The sequence below is a fragment of the Acidobacteriota bacterium genome, from assembly GCA_009838525.1.
Classification (GTDB): Bacteria; Acidobacteriota; Vicinamibacteria; order Vicinamibacterales; family UBA8438; genus VXRJ01.
In genome coordinates this window covers 159,594-179,610 of sequence record VXRJ01000038.1, presented here as the reverse complement: position 1 = coordinate 179,610, position 20,017 = coordinate 159,594, and the positions used below count along the sequence as shown (strand labels likewise).

Genomic DNA, 20,017 nt, shown 5'->3' with positions numbered 1-20,017 from the left:
GTGCTCACGAACTGGACCGCGTTCTCGCAGTTCCTGAGCGGAGAGCTGCAGGATCTGCTCGCCACGGACCTGGCGCAGGTCCGCTACGGCGACACCGGCACCGCCGTGCTGGTCGCGATGGCGGTCTTTACCGCGGCCCTCCTGACGGCAGGACGCCTCGCCTTCCTTCGCCGACGGCATGCGCGCCGCCACTCGGGCCACGTGGTTCCGCGGCGGTTCCATCGAGGCTGGCCCAGCCGCGTCCTGCATTCCATACCCAAGGTCGCCCTCGGCCTCGCGCTCGTGATGATCCTCGTGGCGCTCTCCGATCCGTTTCTCACCTCGAGCGAGCGGGTCACCGGAAACGTGGAGTCGCGCGTTCGGATCGACCTGGTCGACACGTCGCTCTCGATGGCATGGGAGTTCGCGAACAGCGACCGTTCGCGCGCTGAAGTGGCGCGCGAGGCGCACCTCGCGTTTCTCGAGATGCGACAGCAGAAGAACGACCGGGTCTCGCTCTGGCTCTTCTCGTCGTACCCCTACATGGTGGACGACTTCGTTCTCGACGACGAGCTCTACTACTTCCAGGTAATGGGAGCGCCCTGGGTGACGGTGAAGATCCTGGCGAGCGAGCCGGGCGCGCCGCGCGACCGCTTCTTCGTCCCCCAGGACAAGGTGCGGATCATCGACTCCGAGGGAACCACGAACATCACGCGCGCCCTGCAGTCGATCATCCGGCACTTCGACCGCGACGCCTCCGTGGTCAACCGGGGGGCGCCGGAAAGCCGCGCCCTGCTCATCATTACCGACGCCGACGTCGACGAGATTCCCGAGGCGGAGCTCGCCGCCCTGAACGCCCGCGACGTGATCCCCTACATCATCTACATCAACACGACGGCCGAGACCTCTACGCAGGAGGATTCCGACCGGGTGTTGCTGATTGACCGGATCCGCGATTTCGGCGGCGACTATTTCGACGTTTCCACCGAGAACGGGCTGCAGGAAGCCTACTCGGCGATCGACGAGCGCGAGACGGTCGCCGTTCCGCTGACCCACCGCGCGCTGAAGGTCCCCATCTATTCGCGCTTCCTTCTGGTCAGCCTGGCCCTTCTCGTCGTAGGCATCCCGGCCGGCTTCCTGGCCGAATTGGTCTGGGGCACCCATCCGTAACCCCACCGGCGCCACGCGGCTCGAATCTGCGGCACGGCAGCAGGACGACGGACGGCAAGTGAACAGGCAGATCGCGAAGTGGAACGCGCGCTACGCCGGGCGGGAACCGGGCTTCGACGAGTCGCCGGCTTCCCTGCTGCCGCCGGCGGTGGATGGCGTGAATCCGGGGCGTGCCCTCGATCTTGCCTGCGGGACCGGCCGCAATGCCATCTGGCTCGCCCGGCGGGGCTGGCGGGTCGACGCGGTTGACGGCGCCGAGACCGCCCTGGACCTGCTGCTCGCCGGTGCCGAAAGGGCGGGCTGCGAGGATCGCGTCACGGCGCATGCCGCCGACCTAGAGTCCGAACCGCCGGGGTTCGTGATAGCGCGCGAGGCGTACGACCTGATCGTGGACTGCTACTTCATCCACCGGCCGCTGTTCGCGGCGGTCCGGGCGGGAACGCGCCCCGGCGGCCTGTTCGTCGCCGCCCTGCACCTGCCGGCTCCCGCCGGCGGGAGGGGACACCGCTACGTGCTGCAGCCCGGCGAACTGGAGCGCGAGGTGAAGGCCTGGCGGTGGGACATCCTCCACAGCACGGAGCGGGCGGCTAGGCCCTCGGCAGGCGACGATCTCGGCGTCGCCGAAATCATCGCCCGCCGCCCCACCCGGCAGCCCGGGCTACGGCTGTGAATCCGCCGCGACTTCTTCCGCCGCGCGGGCGCCCGACAGGATGTTGAAGAGCCCGTAGTTCCCTTCGTGGCAGGCGTACTCGAACATGCCCTCGCCACGCTTCATCGGCAGCGCCGCGGTGAAGGGGGCGGTGAACGTCGTCGGGTCGTTCACCGTGAATTCATAGAGCAGCGTGTCGTCCCCGACAAGGCTGAAGCGCTCCGTCAGATGCAGCGTGTCGCCCTCGCCGATGGAAGTCGCGACCGACGGATTGAAGCTCGCGACCTTCTCGGTGAAGTTCCTCGATTCGACCACCAGGGTGTCTCCATCCCAGTAGCCGCGCGAGTCGCCCATCCACTGGCGGACGCCCTCCGGCAGGTGGTCGCGTCCATCGAGCGGCACGATGCGGGCGTCGTGCACCATCTCGTGCAGGATGACGACGTGGTCGGGCGTCTGGAAAATCTGCAGGTTCTGGTTGTAGCCGGCCGGCACTATCGGCGGACCGGAGTTGAAGCCGAGCAGGCAGCGCTCCGCCAGGCCGCGGTCCTCATAGCTGTCCGCCCCGATGCCGGCGGCGCGGACCCGCACGGGGCGAGTGCCCGGCCGATCCTCGGCAAGCGACAACTCCACCAGCTCGAAACCGGGCTGAAGCTCCGGCAAGCGGCCGGACGGCGGATCCATGATGAGCGACGTCCGCTGATCGCCCACGACGCTCGCACCCTGGTCCACCCAATAGTGGTTGTAGCCGCCCACGTTGCCGCCAACGGGCAGGAGCTCGCCCGTCCGTTCGGTCGGCGCGTTCAGCTCGGCGCTGCGCTCGGCGGACCGCGCTTCTATCTCGGCCGCCTCTTCCTCCGTGAGGATCGCGCTCTCCTGGTCTTGCGGCCGCTGCAGCGGCGTCAGTGTGCGAAAGTCCCAGACCCCCTGCAGGTCCGGCTTTCCGTCCGGCAGCCGCGGCGGCTCGTACCCGCCCTGCGCCGTCGCGGTGGACGCGCCCACCGTCAATCCGATCAGCATGCAAGCGACGACGAAACCGCGAACCGTCATGTTGAACCTCCTTGCCAACGTCATTCTACGACGACGGGTCGCCTCCTCACCGACGCGCTTCCACCGCCCGCGACGATGTGAGGAGATTGGTCATGCCGTAGTTGCCCTCGTGGCAGGCGTACTCGAACGTCGGTCCCTCCGCCGGCCGCCACGGCACCATGCCGCTCCACGGCCGGGTCCAGACGCTCGGGTCGGTCACCGTGAACGAGTACTCGATGGCGTTCTCGCCCCGCCGGGTGAACCGCTCCACGACGCTGCGATTCGGACCCGATCCGAGATAGTCGGTCTGCGCATGGAAGTTCGTCGTCTCGACGACGAGCGTATCGCCTTCCCAATGGCCCCGCGACACGCCCAGCCACAGTCGGACCTGGTCAGCCAGCTTGGGCTGATCGAAGACCGGGATCAGGCGAAAGTCGTGAATCTGCTCCTGGAAGATGGCGACGTATCCCGGGGATTGCAGGATGTGGACGTGGTTGTTGTAACCGCTCGACGTGATCGGCACGTGGCGATAGACGAGACAGCGGTCGCCCAGATCCATGTCTTCCGGCCCGTGCGCGGGTACCCGGCCGCGCTTGGCGGCAGCCAGCCGCTGCGCTTCGGCAGTCGCCTCGTACTCCAGTCGTTCGGGTGTCCGCGGAGGCAGCCGGCCGTCCGCCGGATCCGTAATGAGCGAGGTCCGGCCCACCGAAATGCCGCGGTCCCACCAGAACTGGTTGTAGGCGAGCGCGACATCCTGCTCGCGAGTCAACTCGCTCCTCCGTTCGGAGGTAGCCCGCGTCTCCGAAGCGAGGTTGGCGGCCGCTATTTCTTCCTCGGTAAGCCATTCGCGGCCGGCGTGCTCGGGCGGCCGCTCGAGCGGCGTGATGGTGCCATGGTTCCATAACCCCTGCAGATCGGGATCGCCCCATGGCGTGCGGGGAACCGCCGGCTCCTCGCCCGGTTCCGGGGCCTGGGCCGCCGCGGCCGGCGGCTCCGCACCGGCGATGATTGCGGATACGGTGAGCGCAAGAACGAACCATCTCATGAGCGTCCTCCCCGACTCGACCGGACCATCGCGGTTCGCCGGATGATCGCCCAGGCGCGCGTCCGGCGCAAGGGAGGCGTCCCGATTTCGTCTCCCTTGTAGTAAGCTTGCGTGCTACCTGCACGGTCAAAGAAGCCCGGAGGTCGCGCCTTACATGCGCATACATCTCATCAACCCCAGCCATATTGCCTTTGGTCTCGCGGTCATCACGCCGCGCTGGCTCTATGTGCTGGCGCACGCGACACCCCGGCAGTACGGCGATCCGGTCATCGTCGACGAGACTCTCGAACCGCTCGACCCAGAGACGATCGAGGAGGGAGACATCGTCGGCATCGGCGTCCATACCGGCAACGCGCTGCGCGGGTACGAGGTGGGACGCATTGCGAGGGAACGTGGCGCGCGGGTGATCTACGGCGGCATCCATGCCACCCTCTACCCCGAGGAAGCCCTGGAGCGCGGCCACGCCGACGCGGTCGTGAAGGGGGACGGAGACGGCGCGTGGCCGCACGTGATCGAGGACGTCGCGGCGGGGCGGCACGAACGGATTTATGACGGCGGCCGTGTTCCCGGCGCGTCTCTGCAGAAGGCGCGATGGGACCTGATGCCGCGCGAACGCTACATGTGGGCCTCGGTCCAGACCGTGCGGGGCTGTCCCAAGCACTGCTCGTTCTGCTCGGTCTGGCGGACCGACGGACAGGAGCCGCGCCAGCGGACGGTTGACGCGGTCATCGAGGAGATCGTGCAGCTGCGGCGGATGGGATTCCGCTTCATCGCGCTGGCGGACGACAACTTCTACCCGGTAACGCTCGAGGATCTGGCGATGGCCAAGCGGCGTAAGGATCCCTCGCGGTTGCGCGAGCTCGAGGCCCTGCGGGCCGAACGGTTCGAACTGATGGAAATGCTCGCGCAGTTGCCGGAAGACACCATCTTCTTTACGCAGATCACCATGGAGGCGGCCGAGGATCCGGCGTTCCTCGATGCCATGCGCGCGGCGCGCATCAAGGGCGCGCTGATCGGCGTGGAGGCGGTTACCGAGGAGGGGCTGAAGGACGTCTACAAGGGCTTCAACCTGGCGGGCGATGACCTGGTGCAACAACTCCGGCAGTTCCGCGAGCACGGCGTGCACGTGCTCGGGTCGTTCATCTTCGGCCTGCCCAGCGACAAACCGTCGACGTTCGACGCGACGGCGGCGCTTGCGAATGCCGCCGACATAGATTTCGCGCAGTTCCTGACGCTCACCCCCTTCCCCGGCACCCTAGACTTCCTGAAGTGGGAAGAGAACGAGGCGAAGGGAGTGCCGGATGTCGACGGCGTGCCGGTCAGCCGGTACTGGCTGATTCCGCCGATTAAGCGGCCGAAGATCTTCTCGCCCCACCCGGCGATGACGGCCGAGGAGATCCGCATGGGAACGCAACGGGCCTGGGACCGGTTCTACCGGCTCGGCGCGGTCTGGCGGCGGTCGCGCTGCGTACGCTCGCTCAAGTCACGCCTCGCGTTCATGCTGGTATCGAAGCTGTACCGCCAGATGTACGGCAACACCGGCATCGCCACCGACAGCGCGCGCGTCTCCCGGGCGGCAACCTGGGCGCGGTGGCTCGCGATTCCCCTGAAGCGGCTCTTTACCGCGGAGCCGATGCCGGAGTTGCAGGTTCCGGCGCGGTCGCAGTAAACGCCCGCAGTTCAAGTACTGTCGTACCCGGCATAGGATCTTTGCGCCGGCGCTGTCGGCGTGGACGGGATCGGATGTTCATGACTGACGCCCCGCCGCGAGCAATCCGCCGCCCCGGAGTCCCCGAACTCCTGGCCCTCCTGCTGATGGTGGCCGGCACGGCCTGCGCCCCGGTCACGATCACCATCAACCCCGAATACGCGCCGCAGCGCGAGACGCCGCCGTCAAGTGAAACGGCGCCGCCAGAGGCGGATTCTCCACCGTCGGCGCCGCCACCGGGTGCCCGCCCCCCGGGAGCGCGCGGAGGGCCGCCCGGGAGAGGCGGGCCGCCGACCGGAGGGGTCTCACCCGCGGACCGCGGAGCCGCCGGCGGCTTTGCCAGGGCCGCGCCAGGCGCCATCGACGGCCCGCCGCCCCCCGCAGCGCCGGAAGTCATCGCCCGAGACGCTGGCGGCCGAGCCACTGTACGGGCAGTCCGGATCGGAGAACCGCTCCGGCTGGACGGGGTCCTCGACGAGGGAGCCTACGAGACGACCCCGTCGATGAGCGGCTTTCTGCAACAGGTCCCGGCGGAAGGAGCGCCCGCAACGGAGCGCACCGAGGCATGGCTCTTCTACGACGACACCAATGTCTACGTGGCCGCGCGCCTGTGGGACTCTTCACCGGAATCCCGGTGGGTCGCCAACGAGATGCAGCGCGACTCGTTCCAGTTGATCAACAACGAGAGCTTCAGCTTCGCATTCGACACGTTCTACGACCGTCGTAATGGCGTCGCCTTCATGGTCAATCCGATCGGCGGCTTCTTCGATTACCAGATCACCGACGAGGGCAACCCGAACAACGACTGGAACCCCATCTGGGATTCGCGGACGGGCCGCTTCGACGGCGGGTGGACGGTCGAAGCGGAGATCCCGTTCAAGTCGTTGCGGTTCGGGGGCGGTCAGCAGCAGCTCTGGGGCGTGCAGCTCGGGCGAAACATCCGATGGAAGAACGAGAGCGTCTATCTGACGCCGGTCCCCATCTCCGTCGGGCCGGGGATGTTCCGCCTGTCGGCGGCGGCGACGATGACGGGGCTCGAAGCGCCTTCCGGCAACCGGGTGTTCGAGCTGAAGCCTTACGGGATCGGTTCCCTGGAGACCAACCTGACTAGTGACACGCCGTTCACGAACCGGGGGGACGGCACCGGCGGGCTCGACGTCAAGGTCGGCATAACGCAGAACCTGACCGCCGACTTTACCTACAACACCGACTTCGCCCAGGTCGAGGCGGACGAGGCGCAGGTGAACCTGTCGCGCTTCAACCTCTTCTTCCCCGAGAAGCGCGAGTTCTTTCTGGAGGGACGGGGAATCTTCGACTTCGGACGCTCGGCCGGCCTGACTGGCGGAGTATTCCGCGCCTCGCGGCTCGGGACGGGAGGGCCCTTCGGCAGGGGGGACACGCCGCAGATCTTCTTCAGCCGGCGGATCGGACTGACCGAACCCATCCTGGGCGGCGGGCGATTGACCGGCAAGGCGGGCGCCTTCACTATCGGCGCCCTGAACATCCAGACTGACGATTCCGACATCTCGGACGGCGCGGTCTCCACCAATTTCACCGTGCTCCGCGTCAAGCGTGACATTCTGCGCCGCAGCCGGATCGGGGGCATCTTCACCGGCCGATCGATTGCCATCGACGGCAATGGCTCCAACGAAGCCTACGGGCTGGACGCCGCATTCTCGTTCTTCGACAACGTCAACTTCTACGGGTACTGGGCGCAGACCCGCACGCCCGACATGGTGGGCGACGACCAGAGCTACCAGGCGGCGTTCAACTACACCGGCGATCTTTTCGGCCTGCAGGTGGACCGGCTGTTCGTGGGGGACAACTTCAATCCGGAGGTAGGCTTCAAGCGGCGCGACGAGGGCTTCCAGCGCACGTACGCGCTGGCCCGCTTCAGCCCGCGGCCCAGGTCGATCCGGGCCGTCCGGCAGTTCCGGTGGGAAGGGAGCGTGGACTACATCGAGAATCCCGCCGGCCTGGTCGAGACACGCATCCACCTCGGCGCCTTCTCGACCCAGTTGGAGAACAGCGACGTCATCGGGATCGACATGGAGCAACGCTACGACTACGTCCCGTACGAGTTCAATGCGGCCGGCGTCGTGCCCATTCCGGTGGGCAACTACGACTACCGGAGCGTCTTCATGTCGTACGCCATGGGGCAGCAGCGACGTGTCGCGGGCACGCTTTCACTCTGGAAGGGCGGCTACTACAACGGCGACATCACCGCGATCGGGTACTCGCGGGGCCGGGTCGAACTGACGCCGCAGTTCTCCCTCGAGCCGAGCATCTCCGTCAACATGATCCGCCTCGACGAGAAGGACTACACCGCGCCGCTCGTCACGAGCCGCATCACCTACACGTTCACGCCGCGGATGTTCTTCGGGGGACTCGTGCAGTACAACTCGGTGTCCAACTCGCTCAGCGCCAACCTCCGGCTGCGCTGGGAATACCAGCCCGGCAGCGAGATGTTCATCGTGTACAACGATCAGCGGGACGTCGCGGACTTCTCGTTCCGTGACGCGCGGTGGCCGCTTCTCGAGAACCGCGCGTTCGTCATCAAGTTCACGCGGCTGTTCCGGTTCTGACGGACGAACGGGCGGGGCTGCTCGTGCAAACCCCGCCCGTCCCGAACGCACGATGCGACTTGATGCTCAGTCGCGGTAGTTGCTGACCGGCGGCAACTGCGCGCCGGTCAGATCGGCCGGCGGCTCCTCGCCCGCCACCACCGGCATGCGAAGGGTGCCGATGCCGTCGATGCTGGCCTCGACCACCTCGCCCGGCTTGAGGTAGCGATCCTCCGGGCCGCGGGTGTCCGCGGCGCCTGCCGCCGTGCCCCCCGACGTTCCGTTGTTGATCACATCGCCCGGGTAGAGCGTGATGATCGACGAGGCGTACTCGATGATCTCCCAGAGGGAGTGGATCATGTCGCCGGCCTGGGCGTCCTGAAGCACCTGGCCCCCGACCGTCAGCGTCTGGCGGAGATTCGCCATCGGGTCGCCGTAGAACTCCTTCGGCGCGATCCACGGGCCCTGCGGCGCGAAGGTGTCATGTCCCTTGCCGACGAACCAGTCGGAGCGGGTCGCGTTGCCGCCCGGCGGACGGCCCCCGCGGTCGGAGACGTCGATCGACACGATGTAGCCGAAGACGTGGTCCTGCGCGCTGGTGGCCGAGACGTACTTCGCGGTGCGGCCGATGACCGCGCCCAGCTCCACTTCCCAGTCGGTCCGGTCGCGCCCGTAGGGAATCACGATCGGATCGCCGTTGCCGATGACCGCGCCGCGGCTCGGCTTCAGGAAGAGATACGGCACGCCGCGCTCCTCGCGCCGCCGGCGCTGCTCCGCCGCCCGCTCCTCGGGGGTGGCGCCCTCGCTGACGTGGCTGTAGAAGTTGACTGCGGCGTTCAGGATCTTGCCCGGATACATGATCGGCGGGCGGGCCCGAAGGTCCGTCACGGCGTACACGTAGTCGGCCTGGTTGGCACCGGTCAGCAGGTCGTTGCCGACGACGTGGTTCACGATCTCGAACAGGCGGTACTTCAGGCCGTAGTCCCAGCGCCCGATCAGCTCGAGCATGTCCTCCGGCATCGGCACATGGCTGTAGGCGGGATCCGCCTCGAGCGCCATGGCGGCCACCTCGATGTCAATAATGAGGCTGTCGCGAAGGACGAGAACGACATGGGGTACCCCGTGGATGTCGAACGTTCCCACGTGGAACGGCTCGACCGGTTCGACCTCGGGCCCCTGCGCGAGCGCCGCGCCGGGGGCCGCCAGGGCCAAGAGTGTCGCGATGGTCAGAATGCGTCGCATGATGCTCCTCTGTAGCGGGATCCGAATCATAACGCTACTGTACATGGGCGCCGTCACGCGGCGCAGTGCGGTTGTACTCCCGCCCCGTAGGGCTGTCAAGAAACAACCCGCTCCGGACGCCCTGCGGGTGTATCCTGCAACGAGGCGCCGACCCAGGAGGAAGACGATGCACCAGCGGAATTCCGGATGGCTGCGCGCGGTGGCAATTGGATTTGCGGCCCTGGCCGTCACCGCTTCGCTCGCCCCGGCCGTGGCCCGGGCGCAGCAGGAGGCGCCCGATGGCTGGACGGTCCCTCGGACGCCCTGGGGCGACCCGGACCTGCGGGCGATCTGGAACAACGCCACCATCACGCCGCTGGAACGGCCGGGAGCGCTGGCGGACCAGGCGTTCCTGAGCGACGAGGAAGCGGCGGAGCTGGAGCGGCTCGCCGTCGAGCGGGTGAACCAGGCGAACGCCCCCAGCGAAGTGCGCACCGAGCCGTTGCCGGTTGGCGGTAATGTGGGCGCCTACAACAGCTTCTGGACCGACCAGCGGACATCGGTCGTCGGCACACAGCGGACTTCCATCATCACCTACCCCGAGAATGGCCGGCTGCCGGTGCTGACGGACGCGGCGCGCGAGCGGATCGCGTCAGCCGAGACGCGGCGCCTGGCCGACGCGCGCGACGGCCGCGTCCCCGCGGACGGACCGGAAGACATGGGCCTGAGCGAGCGCTGCCTCTGGTACCGCGGGATCCCGACGATCCCGACCGGCTACAACAACAACTTCCACTTCTTCCAGACGCCGGAGATGGTCATCATCCTGCAGGAGCACATCCACGACCTGCGGATCATCGCCCTCGACGGCCGCCCGCACCTGCCGGAGGCGATCCGGCAGTTCGCCGGCAGCTCGCGCGGCCACTGGGAGGGAGACACCCTGGTGGTGGAGACGACCAATCTGCGGCAGCCCTTCATCCGGCGGTGGGCCCGCCCGGAGCACTCGCTCTCGCGCGGTGACATGACCGACGCGACCCGCGTCGTCGAACGGTTCACCCGGGTGGGTCCTGACACGCTGGACGTCACCTTCACGGTCGAGGATCCCGGCACGTGGGTGGAGCCGTGGGAGGGCGCCCTGCCGATGACCCGGACCGACGGGCCGATATTCGAGTTCGCCTGCCACGAGGGCAACTACGGCATGTTCAACATGATGGCCGGGTCGCGGGCGGAGGAAGCCGAAGGACAGTAGGAACGTAACAGCCGGCGCACCGCTGGCGCAGAACTTCTACGGCGCGTGTTCCTGGGCGGCGCCCCCTCCCTGCTCCTCCACCAGCCGAAGCAGCGAAGAGAGATCGTCGCGGCCGAGCCCCCGGCCGTGCAGGCCGTTGATGAACTGCATCGTCACGGCGCCGGCCGGCAGCGACACCCCCAGGGTGTGCGCCAGGCCCAGCACGATGTCGAGGTCCTTGTGATAGAGGCGGCTCTCGATGCCGGCCGCGAAGTCGCGCCGCGCCATGCGGTCGCCGAAGAAATCGAGGACCCGGCTCGAGGCCATCCCGTCCAGCATCGCCTCGCGCACCTGCCCGACGTCAAGGCCCGCGCGCCGTGCCAGAGCGAGCGATTCCGCCACGCCCTGCGCGGTCACGAGAAGCAACAACTGGTGGCAGGCCTTCGTCGCCTGCCCCGCACCGTGACCGCCCATGTGGCGCACCTTCGCGCCGACGACGTCGAGCAGGGGGCGGACGCGCTCCAGTACCGCCGCATCGCCCCCCACCATGATCGACAGCGTCGCATCGCGCGCGCCGTGCGGGCCGCCCGAGACGGGCGCGTCGAGCATGTCGATCCGCCGTTCGGCCAGGGCGGCGGCGAGCTTCCGGGTGGCCAACGGATCGATCGTGCTGGTGTCAATGACGACCAAGCCCGCCTCCGCGCCGCCAGCGACACCGTCGTCCCCTAGCAGCACCTGCTCGACGTCGGCCGTCCCGGTCAGCATCGTGAAGACGACATCGCACCGCGCCGCCAGCGCGGCGGGTGACGCGGCGGCCGCCGCACCCCGCTCGACGAGCGGTTCCGCCGTCTCCGGCCGGCGCGCCCAGACGGTCACGTCGTGGCGGGCGTGCAGCAGGTTGAGCGCCATCGGGCGCCCCATCACGCCCAGGCCGATGAATCCAACGCGCATGCGATGCTCCTTCCGCAGTTCGGGGAACTCTCGCGTGAGCGTACATGACCGGCGGTGCAGCCACCGAACTGCCCTAGAATGGGAGCGACGCCGTTCAGACGGGATGCATCGCCGCTCGAATGTAACGGGCGTTTCACCACGCGCTGCCAGGGCAGGGAGGAGAACGATGAGCTGTCGACACCTCGGATACGGGCTGTTCCTTGTCACCGTCGCGATGACGCTCGCCTGCGGCGGATCGGGTCCGGCAACGAGCGACTCCCCGGATGCCGACCCGCCGCCGGATCCCTTCGCGGGGCTGCCGGGCGGGGCCGGATTCGTCTTCGATCCCACCTGGCCGAAGCCGCTGCCCGACAATCAGACGCTGGGCAACGTCGTCGGCGTCGCCGTCGACTCGCGCGACTTCATCTGGGTCCTTCACCGCCCCGGCAGCCTGTCGCAGCAGGAGGGCGGAGCGGACGACGATCCGCCGCTCGCCGAATGCTGCCGGCCGGCCCCGCCGGTGGTCGTCTTCAACCAGGAGGGCGACCTGGTCGAAGCCTGGGGTGGGCCGGGCGACGGCTACGAATGGCCGCAGTCGGAGCACGGGATCTTCATCGATCACATGGACAACGTCTGGCTGGGCGGCAACGGCGGCGACGACGCGCACATCCTGAAGTTCACGCGCGACGGCCAGTTCCTGCTGCAGATCGGCGCGCTGGGCGAGGGCCAGGGAAGCAACGACACCGCCAACTTCGGGCAACCGGCGGAGATCGACGTCGACCCCGAAACGAACGAGGTGTTCGTCGCCGACGGCTACGGCAACCGGCGCGTCGCGGTCTTCGACGGCGACACGGGCGACTACGTGAGGCACTGGGGCGCCTACGGCAACGTGCCGACGGACGATCCCTACACCTACGATCCGGACGCGCCGCCGTCACCGCAGTTCGGACGTCCGGTGCACTGCGCCACCCTTTCGGACGACGGCCGCCTCTACGTCTGCGACCGCGTGAACAACCGGATCCAGGTATTCGATAGGGACGGCACGTACATCGACGAAGTCGTCATGGCGCCGCGAACGCTCGATTTCGGCTCGGCGTTCGATGTGGACTTCTCCCCCGACCCGGATCAGGAGTTCCTCTACAACATCGACGGCATGAACGCGAAGATTTGGGTCATCTCGCGCGCGGATCTCTCGATCGTCGACTCGTTCGGCTTCGGCGGCCACCAGGCGGGCGGCTTCACGGCGGCGCACAGTCTGGCCGTCGACTCGAGCGGGAATATCTACGTCGGCGAAACACTCGAGGGGAAGCGGGTGCAACGTTTCGTCCGCCGGTAGTGCCCCCCCGCGGGCGCGTTGGAGAGTCTCGCTGGCGCGGAACGTCTGCGGCGCAAGCTGCCGGGCGGCGCCCTGCTATGATTCGCGTATGCTGACGATACGACGCTCGCCCCCCTGGATTGCCGCCGCGCTGGCCATCGCCGCCGTGCTGGTGGCGACTCCCGCGGCGGCTCAACCGGCGGACTTCGAACCGCCCCGGCTTTCCAACGGCAACCCGGACCTCAACGGCATCTGGCAAGCGCTGAACGCCGCGCACTACGACCTCGAGCCGCACAACGCGCGCCATGCGATGCAGCTGCGGGAAGGGCCGCAAGGCCCGTTGCCGGACGTGCCGGTGCTGCGCCTCGGCGCGGTCGGCGCCGTCCCCGGGAGCATGGGGTTCCTGGTCGGCGGCGGCCAGATTCCGTATACCGACGAGGCCCGCGCGCTGAAGGAGGAGAATCGCGCGAACTGGCTCGACCGGGACCCGGAGATCAAGTGCTACATGCCGGGCATCCCGCGCGCCACGTACATGCCCTTTCCGTTCCAGATCTTCCAGAACGAGGGCAACATCCTGATCGCCTACGAATTCGCCGGGGCGGTCCGCGAAGTCTACCTGGAGGATGTCGGTCCGGCGGAAACCGATTCCTGGATGGGGCAGTCGGTCGGACGGTGGGAGGGCGACACGCTGGTCGTGGAGGTGACGGGCCAGAGTGACCAGACCTGGTTCGACCGGGCCGGCAGCCATCACACCAATCAGCTCGTCGTGACCGAACGCTTCACCCTCATCAGTCCGAACCACATCCAGTACGAAGCGACGATGGAAGACCCGAACGTCTTCACCCGCCCGTGGACGATCCGAATGCCGCTCTACCGCCGGATCGAGGAAGGGGCGCGCCTGATGGACTTCAAGTGCGTGGAGTTCGTCGAGGAACTGATCTATGGCGAGTTTCGCCGGACGCCGTTGCCCCGATAGCAACCGGCCTCCGCAGGAGGTAGGCAACATGGCAGGCATGAACAACGCGCTTCGGATCGCGATCGCCCTCGGCATCGCGTGCGCGGCGGTCGTTGCTGCGGCGGGACAGGACGTCCCCCGAACCGCGAGCGGACGTCCCGACCTGTCGGGCACCTATGACACGGCGACGCTGACACCGCTGCAGCGGCCCGAAGAATTCGGCGACCGGCTGACGCTGAGCGAAGAAGAGGCTGCCGCGATAGCGTCAGGCGAGCCGGTGGCCCTGGCCGCGGCGTTCGGCATCCCGGCCGAGCGCAACATCGAATCGGCTCCGCCGACCGCGGCGCCGCCCGTCGGAGGCGACGGATCAACCGGCGCGGCCGGCGGAGTCGGCGGTTACAACACCTTCTGGATGGACCGCGGAACCTCGGCGTTTCAGATCGACGGCCAGTGGCGCACGTCGATCATCACCGATCCGCCCAACGGCCGGCGGCCGCCCCTTACGCCCGAGGCCCGGGCCGGCGCCGCTCAGTTGGCTGCCTTCTTCCGGCCCAATACCGGCACCGCCTGGTGGCTTGTCGAGAACGGCCTCGACGCCCCTGGCCCGTATGACGATCCGGAGATCCGCCCGCTCGCCGAGCGCTGCCTGCTTGGCTTCGGCTCGACCGCCGGGCCGCCCATGCTTCCGGTCCTCTACAACAACCTGAAGCGGATCGTGCAGACGGATGATTACGTGATGATCCTGGTCGAGATGGTCCACGATGCGCGCGTCGTCCGCATGAATCAGGAGCATGCGCCGCCCGAGATCCGGAACTGGCTGGGCGACTCGGTGGGGCACTGGGAAGGCGACACGCTGGTGGTGGACACCACCAACTTCACCGACCAGCCGGCCCTCAGCGGGGCCTCGCGCAACCTCCACGTGGTGGAGCGTTTCACGCGAATCGACGCCGACAACCTGCTCTACCAGTTCACGGTGAATGACCCGACCATCTGGACTGCGCCCTGGAGCGGCGAGTACGTCTGGCCGGCCACGAACGACCGGGTCTACGAGTACGCCTGCCACGAAGCGAACTACTCTTTCCGGGGTATTCTGGGCGGAGCGCGCATCCTGGAACAGGACGTGCGCGAAGGTCGGTAGACGGCTAGTGGCGGCGCCCGGAAGACGTCGTATTGCCGGGGCATGGAGGTGATGATGCTGGCAGCCCGAGCGATCGTAGCGACGGCGGTGCTGGCTCTCGGGACATCCGCGCTTATCCAGGCGCAGGAGATCCCGCGGACGCCGAGCGGGCGGCCCGATCTCTCGGGCACCTACGACATCGCCACGTTGACCCCGCTGCAGCGGCCGGAGCGCTTCGGCGACACCCTGGAGCTGTCGGACGAAGAGGCGGCGGCCGTCGCGCGGCAGGAGTTCGAGCGCAACGCTCAGCGCAACGAGGCGAGCGATCCGAACCGCGAGGCGCCGCCCGTCGGCGGCGACGGATCGCCTGGCGCGGCCGGCAACGTCGGGGGCTACAACACCTTCTGGATCGATCGGGGCGCGGGCGCCTTCCAGATCGACGGCCAGTGGCGCACGTCAATCATCACCGACCCGCCCAACGGCCGGCAGCCGCCGCGAACGGCGGAAGCGCGGGCGCGGGCGGCGGAGCGGGCCGCATCCTTCAGGCCGAACACCGGAACCGCGTGGTGGATGATCGAGAACGGCCTCGACGCTCCTGGCCCCTACGACGACCCGGAGATCCGCCCGCTCGCGGAGCGCTGCCTGCTCGGCTTCGGCTCGACGGCCGGGCCGCCGATGCTCCCGGTCCTCTACAACAACCTGAAGCGCATCATTCAGACCGACGATTACGTGATGATCCTGGTCGAGATGGTTCACGATGCCCGCATCGTCCGGATGAACCAGGACCATGCCCCGCCCGAGATCCGGAACTGGCTGGGTGACTCGGTCGGGCACTGGGAGGGCGACACGCTGGTCATCGACACGACGAACTTCAACGACACGCCGGCCTTGCGCGGCGCAACGCGCGACCTCCACGTAGTGGAGCGTTTCACGCGGATAGATGCCGACAACCTGCTCTATCAGTTCACGGTGGAGGATCCGAACGTCTGGACCGCGCCGTGGAGCGGAGAGTACATCTGGCCGACCAGCGACACGCGTGTCTACGAGTATGCCTGCCACGAAGCGAACTACTCCTTCCGCGGCATCCTCGGCGGGGCGCGCATCCTGGAACAGGACGTTCGCGAGGGCCGGGTGCCGGATCCGCCACAGTAGGCTGGATGCTGGCGGGAGCTGCCATACGACGCAGCAGGGAAACTGCAGAGAGAAGCCACAGGGGAACCGCAATGCACAAACTGTCACACGATTCGCGGCGCGTCGCGCCCTTCCTGCTTGGCCTGCTGGCCGCCGCCGGTCTGATCGCGCTAGTCGCGCCCGGCACGCCGGTGGATGCCCACCACGCCTTCGGCGCGGAATTCGATCCGAACCGCCCGGTGCTCCTGCGCGGGCCGGTGGTAAGGGTGGAGTGGGTCAACCCCCACACCTGGATCCACATGGAGGTGACCAACGAGGACGGCACCACGGAAGTGTGGATGGTCGAGGGCGGCACGCCCAACACGCTGCTGCGGCGCGGCCTGCGGCGCGACTACATCCAGCCCGGCACGGTCATCGTGGTGGATGGCTACCAGAGCAAGGACCGGACCGCTCGCGCCAACGGCCGCGACGTCACGTTCGAGGACGGCCGGAAGTTCTTCATGGGGTCGTCCGGCACCGGCGCGCCGTACGACAACCCGCAGAACCGGAACCGCTGACCGGTTAGACCGGGACCGGCCCGCGACCATCAGGTCGCACGGGCCCGCTAGCGCCCGGCCGCCGCCTCGGGTTCGTGCTAGAGTCAGGGGATCCTGATTCCGACGAGGTGATCCAATGACAATGCGTTTTTCCTGGCACGGCCCCATCGTCTGCGCCGCGTTGCTGCTGGCGCTGGCTCCGGCTGCCCTGGCCCAGTCGGGCAACGGTGGCGAAACCCCCCGGACCCCGGACGGCCATCCTGACATCAGCGGCGTCTGGGACTTCCGGACGGTCACGCCCCTGGAGCGGCCCGAACAGTTCGCCGACAAGGAGTTCCTGACCGAGGAGGAGGCGGCCGCCTACGAGCAGGAACGCGTCCTCGCGAACAACGCCGACCTGAACCGGGAAGACACGACCACCGACCGCGCCGTCGTGAACGGCACGCGGGAGAGCGCCGACCTTCGACTGGCCTACAACGACTTCTGGTGGGACCGCGGAACCACCGCGGTCGAGACACGCCGCACGTCCCTCGTCGTCGATCCCCCAAACGGCCGGATCCCATCGTTGACCGAGGCGGCGCAAGCCCGCCGCGACGAGCGGGTCCGCATCAGCCAGCGGCCGTCGGAAGGCCCTGAAGACCGGTCGCTCGCCGAGCGGTGCATCACCGGATTCAATTCGGGCCCGCCGATGTTGCCGGCCGCCTACAACATGAACGTGCAGATCTTCCAGACGAAAGACCATGTCGTGCTGCTGAACGAGATGGTGCACAACGCCCGGATCATCCCCCTCGACGGATCGACGCATGACGTGCCGCTCTGGACCGGCATGTCGACCGGCCGCTGGGAGGGCGACACGCTCGTGGTGGAGACGAAGAACTTCCTCCGGGAGACGAGCTTCCGAGACTCGAGCCAGAACCTGATGCTGACCGAACGATTCCGGCGGCTTGACGACGACACGCTGGTCTACGGCTTCACGGTGGAGGATCCGACGACGTGGACGGCGCCCTGGACGGTGGAACTGCCGATGCGGCGCAGTGACCTGCCGATCTTCGAGTACGCCTGCCACGAGGGCAACTACGGCATGGAAGGGACCCTCAGCGGCGCCCGTCACGTCGAGAGCCGCTAGACATTAGACAGTCCAGGCCGGCGCAGGATTGCGCTCCCGCGCCGTTCCACGCCTCGGCTGACGATGCCTCTAGTTTCGCGGCCCCGCGCCGCCGTCGCAGCCCTGCTGGTTGCCGCGGCGGCCGGGGCTGTCGTGTTGTACGGCGCGAACCACGCCGGACGCACCGCCCAGGATCCGCCCGCGGTCGGCCAGGACGGCAAGGACGTCGAGTGGGTGCCGACGGCGGAAGCGCTGATCGAAACGATGCTCGACATGGCGGCGCTCGGACCGGACGACGTCCTGATGGACCTCGGCTCCGGCGACGGGCGCCTGGTTATCGAGGCGGCAAGGCGGGGCGCGCGCGCCATCGGCGTGGAGTACGACGCCCGACTCGTCGCACTGTCGCGCGAGCGGGCCGCCGACGCCGGGTTGTCCGGGCAGGTCACGTTCCTGCAGGCCGACCTGTTTCAGATCGATCTCACCGAGGCCACTGTCATCACGCTCTTCCTGCTGCCGGATCTGAATCTGCGGCTCCGCCCGACGCTCCTCGATCTGGCCCCGGGCACGCGCATCGTCTCGAACACGTGGGACATGGGGGACTGGACGGCGGACGAGACGATTCAGCTCGACCCCTGCCCGGGCTTCTGCACGGCGCTCCTGTGGGTCGTCCCCGCCCGGATTGCCGGGGCGTGGACGACGGAGGACGGTGAGGACACGTTCAGATTCGATCAGCAGTTCCAGGTGGCGACCGGCACGCTCCGCCGGCAGAACGGCAACCCGTTGACGCTGGACGACGTTGCCCTCACCGGCGACGTGCTGACGTTCCGCGCCGGTGACGCCCTTTACCGGGGCGTCGCGGACGGAGACACGATCACGGGCACGGCGACGACCGGCGGAAGGCAGGCCGTTTGGACCGTAACCCGCGCGGGGCGCTAGCACCCAGGCAGGAAACGAACAGCGTATTACTATAATGAGTAGTTTTACTCAATAGAGTAAAGTTGGAAGGATGGCTACCTTCCAGCGTGCCCAGGTCGCCACGCTCGTCCGTCGGCTGGCCGAGGAGCCCAGCCGTATCATCGCGCTGTTCGGCCCGCGCCAAACGGGCAAGACGACCATCGTCCGTCAGGCGCTGCGGCAGACTGAGCGGCTTGGCCACTACGTCGCCGTCGACGAGCCGGATTCACCCACGTTCCGCCTCCCTCCACCTGCATCGCAAACGGCTATCCGATACCCGGAAGCGCGAGATTCGGAGTGGCTTGTGCGCACCTGGCAGGAAGCCCGCCGCGCCGCGGAGCGTTCTCCCAATGGATTCGTTCTCGTTCTGGATGAGGTCCAGAAGGTGCCACGCTGGTCCGACACGGTCAAGGGACTGTGGGATGCGGACCGCGCGAGAGGCCGCTTTCTGCACGTTGTCATCCTGGGATCGTCGCCGCTACTGATGCAGTCCGGACTGACCGAGAGCCTGGCCGGACGCTTCGAGCCTATCCCGGTCACGCACTGGTCATTTCCGGAAATGGCCGACGCGTTCGGCTTCGACCTGCCCTCGTACCTCTACTTCGGAGGCTACCCCGGCGGGGCCGCTATGGTCCGGGACCCGCCGCGGTGGCGCGAGTACATTCTGCGCGCACTCGTCGAACCGAATATCGAGCGCGACCTGCTCTCCATGACGCGCGTGGACAAGCCGGCCCTATTGAAGCGGCTGTTCGAGGTAGGCGCGGCGGCTTCTGGACAGATCCTGTCGTACACGAAGCTGCTGGGGCAGCTTCAGGACGCCGGCAACACGACCACCCTGGCGCGCTACATCGACCTGCTCGCCAGCGCCGGGCTTCTCGCCGGTCTGCCCAAGTACGCCAGCCGACCGCACAGGCGCGGATCGAGCCCGAAGCTGAACGTGCTCAACACCGCGTTGATGACGGCCGGCTCGGGCTACGAGTTCAACGAGGCCAGGGCCGACCGCACCTTCTGGGGGCGCATAGTCGAGAGCGCGGCGGGTGCGCACCTATGCAACACGGCCACGCCGGACATGGACGTCTACTACTGGCGGGACGGTCTCCACGAGGTCGACTTTGTGCTCAAGCGTGGACCGCGCCTTGTGGCCATCGAGGTGAAGAGCGGGCCGCACCGGGCAGCACCGCGCGGACTGGCGATGTTCGAGGAACGCTTCGAGCCCCAGCGGATCCTGGTGGTGGGCGTAGGCGGCATACCGCTCAATGAGTTCCTGGCAGCACCTGCCGCCAGTTGGCTGGAAGAGCCATGACCGTGGTTGTTCCCCGCTCCTGCACGGAGATTACTGACGACGAGAGCCAGCGGAGTGACGGCCGTGCGTCCCGGCTTCTGGAGT

At 67.8% G+C, this 20,017-nt stretch carries 16 protein-coding genes and 1 pseudogene; 13 read left to right on the top strand and 4 right to left on the bottom strand.

From position 1 onward, the window contains the following. Together F4Y45_18270 and F4Y45_18265 are read left to right on the top strand one after the other, a co-directional pair. Positions 1–1,149 (top strand): hypothetical protein, encoded by a 1,149-nt coding sequence (locus F4Y45_18270; protein ID MXY26452.1) that lies wholly within the window; start codon positions 1–3, stop codon positions 1,147–1,149. Beyond that, a complete protein-coding gene (locus F4Y45_18265; protein ID MXY26451.1) occupies positions 1,142–1,819 on the top strand; it encodes a class I SAM-dependent methyltransferase in 678 nt (225 codons plus the stop codon). The genes F4Y45_18270 and F4Y45_18265 overlap by 8 nt, the downstream gene beginning before the upstream one ends. Here the strand turns inward: F4Y45_18265 and F4Y45_18260 are convergent. After that, the gene (locus F4Y45_18260; GenBank protein ID MXY26450.1) at positions 1,808–2,845 is read right to left on the bottom strand and encodes a hypothetical protein; all 1,038 of its coding nucleotides are present in this window, start codon (positions 2,843–2,845) and stop codon (positions 1,808–1,810) included. The two genes, F4Y45_18265 and F4Y45_18260, sit on opposite strands and share 12 nt — an antisense overlap. A 46-nt stretch (positions 2,846–2,891) precedes the next feature. Further along, a complete protein-coding gene (locus F4Y45_18255) occupies positions 2,892–3,869 on the bottom strand; it encodes a hypothetical protein (GenBank protein ID MXY26449.1) in 978 nt (325 codons plus the stop codon). Between the two features lie 154 nt (positions 3,870–4,023). Here F4Y45_18255 and F4Y45_18250 point away from each other — a divergent pair, with 154 nt between their 5' ends. Then, positions 4,024–5,538: a B12-binding domain-containing radical SAM protein gene (locus tag F4Y45_18250; GenBank protein MXY26448.1), complete on the top strand. Its 1,515-nt coding sequence runs from the start codon at positions 4,024–4,026 to the stop codon at positions 5,536–5,538. An 80-nt stretch (positions 5,539–5,618) separates the two neighbouring features. Beyond that, a complete protein-coding gene (locus tag F4Y45_18245; protein ID MXY26447.1) occupies positions 5,619–8,162 on the top strand; it encodes a carbohydrate binding family 9 domain-containing protein in 2,544 nt (847 codons plus the stop codon). A 66-nt stretch (positions 8,163–8,228) separates the two neighbouring features. Here F4Y45_18245 and F4Y45_18240 read toward each other — a convergent pair whose 3' ends face one another. Next, the gene (locus F4Y45_18240; protein MXY26446.1) at positions 8,229–9,731 is read right to left on the bottom strand and encodes a fumarylacetoacetate hydrolase family protein; all 1,503 of its coding nucleotides are present in this window, start codon (positions 9,729–9,731) and stop codon (positions 8,229–8,231) included. Between F4Y45_18240 and F4Y45_18235 the strand changes: the two genes are divergently transcribed. Continuing rightward, positions 9,634–10,608: a hypothetical protein gene (locus tag F4Y45_18235; GenBank protein ID MXY26445.1), complete on the top strand. Its 975-nt coding sequence runs from the start codon at positions 9,634–9,636 to the stop codon at positions 10,606–10,608. The two genes, F4Y45_18240 and F4Y45_18235, sit on opposite strands and share 98 nt — an antisense overlap. Positions 10,609–10,644: 36 nt before the next feature. Here F4Y45_18235 and F4Y45_18230 read toward each other — a convergent pair whose 3' ends face one another. Then, positions 10,645–11,538 (bottom strand): NAD(P)-dependent oxidoreductase, encoded by an 894-nt coding sequence (locus F4Y45_18230; GenBank protein MXY26444.1) that lies wholly within the window; start codon positions 11,536–11,538, stop codon positions 10,645–10,647. 214 nt (positions 11,539–11,752) lie between these two features. Between F4Y45_18230 and F4Y45_18225 the strand changes: the two genes are divergently transcribed. The 8 genes and pseudogenes from F4Y45_18225 to F4Y45_18190 all read left to right on the top strand — a co-directional run bounded on the left by F4Y45_18225 (position 11,753) and on the right by F4Y45_18190 (position 19,933). Beyond that, positions 11,753–12,853 carry a hypothetical protein gene (locus F4Y45_18225; protein ID MXY26443.1) on the top strand — a complete coding sequence of 367 codons (1,101 nt, stop codon included), beginning with the start codon at positions 11,753–11,755 and terminating at the stop codon, positions 12,851–12,853. Between the two features lie 88 nt (positions 12,854–12,941). Beyond that, entirely contained in the window at positions 12,942–13,808 is an 867-nt protein-coding gene (locus F4Y45_18220) for a hypothetical protein (GenBank protein MXY26442.1), read from the top strand. A gap of 28 nt (positions 13,809–13,836) precedes the next feature. Further along, on the top strand, positions 13,837–14,925 hold the full coding sequence (locus tag F4Y45_18215) for a hypothetical protein (GenBank protein MXY26441.1): 1,089 nt from the start codon (positions 13,837–13,839) through the stop codon (positions 14,923–14,925). A 54-nt stretch (positions 14,926–14,979) separates the two neighbouring features. Further along, positions 14,980–16,056 carry a hypothetical protein gene (locus F4Y45_18210; protein ID MXY26440.1) on the top strand — a complete coding sequence of 359 codons (1,077 nt, stop codon included), beginning with the start codon at positions 14,980–14,982 and terminating at the stop codon, positions 16,054–16,056. Positions 16,057–16,235: 179 nt separating this feature from the next. Next, positions 16,236–16,592 (top strand): annotated as a pseudogene (locus F4Y45_18205) (hypothetical protein). A gap of 115 nt (positions 16,593–16,707) precedes the next feature. After that, positions 16,708–17,697 (top strand): hypothetical protein, encoded by a 990-nt coding sequence (locus tag F4Y45_18200; protein ID MXY26439.1) that lies wholly within the window; start codon positions 16,708–16,710, stop codon positions 17,695–17,697. A 63-nt stretch (positions 17,698–17,760) separates the two neighbouring features. Next, a complete protein-coding gene (locus F4Y45_18195; GenBank protein MXY26438.1) occupies positions 17,761–18,612 on the top strand; it encodes a methyltransferase domain-containing protein in 852 nt (283 codons plus the stop codon). 70 nt (positions 18,613–18,682) lie between these two features. Beyond that, positions 18,683–19,933 (top strand): ATP-binding protein, encoded by a 1,251-nt coding sequence (locus F4Y45_18190; GenBank protein ID MXY26437.1) that lies wholly within the window; start codon positions 18,683–18,685, stop codon positions 19,931–19,933. Positions 19,934–20,017: the final 84 nt, after the last annotated feature.

What these genes read in the sequence shown, in the direction of transcription:
- F4Y45_18260 (MXY26450.1), bottom strand. Translation starts at nt 2,845, where the DNA reads ATGACGGTTCGCGGTTTCGTCGTCGCTTGCATGCTGATCGGATTGACG.
- F4Y45_18255 (MXY26449.1), bottom strand. Translation starts at nt 3,869, where the DNA reads ATGAGATGGTTCGTTCTTGCGCTCACCGTATCCGCAATCATCGCCGGT.
- F4Y45_18250 (MXY26448.1), top strand. Translation starts at nt 4,024, where the DNA reads ATGCGCATACATCTCATCAACCCCAGCCATATTGCCTTTGGTCTCGCG.
- F4Y45_18245 (MXY26447.1), top strand. Translation starts at nt 5,619, where the DNA reads ATGACTGACGCCCCGCCGCGAGCAATCCGCCGCCCCGGAGTCCCCGAA.
- F4Y45_18240 (MXY26446.1), bottom strand. Translation starts at nt 9,731, where the DNA reads ATGGTGGCGTTGTTCCAGATCGCCCGCAGGTCCGGGTCGCCCCAGGGC.
- F4Y45_18230 (MXY26444.1), bottom strand. Translation starts at nt 11,538, where the DNA reads ATGCGCGTTGGATTCATCGGCCTGGGCGTGATGGGGCGCCCGATGGCG.
- F4Y45_18225 (MXY26443.1), top strand. Translation starts at nt 11,753, where the DNA reads ATGACGCTCGCCTGCGGCGGATCGGGTCCGGCAACGAGCGACTCCCCG.
- F4Y45_18220 (MXY26442.1), top strand. Translation starts at nt 12,942, where the DNA reads ATGCTGACGATACGACGCTCGCCCCCCTGGATTGCCGCCGCGCTGGCC.
- F4Y45_18215 (MXY26441.1), top strand. Translation starts at nt 13,837, where the DNA reads ATGGCAGGCATGAACAACGCGCTTCGGATCGCGATCGCCCTCGGCATC.
- F4Y45_18210 (MXY26440.1), top strand. Translation starts at nt 14,980, where the DNA reads ATGCTGGCAGCCCGAGCGATCGTAGCGACGGCGGTGCTGGCTCTCGGG.
- F4Y45_18200 (MXY26439.1), top strand. Translation starts at nt 16,708, where the DNA reads ATGACAATGCGTTTTTCCTGGCACGGCCCCATCGTCTGCGCCGCGTTG.
- F4Y45_18195 (MXY26438.1), top strand. Translation starts at nt 17,761, where the DNA reads ATGCCTCTAGTTTCGCGGCCCCGCGCCGCCGTCGCAGCCCTGCTGGTT.
- F4Y45_18190 (MXY26437.1), top strand. Translation starts at nt 18,683, where the DNA reads ATGGCTACCTTCCAGCGTGCCCAGGTCGCCACGCTCGTCCGTCGGCTG.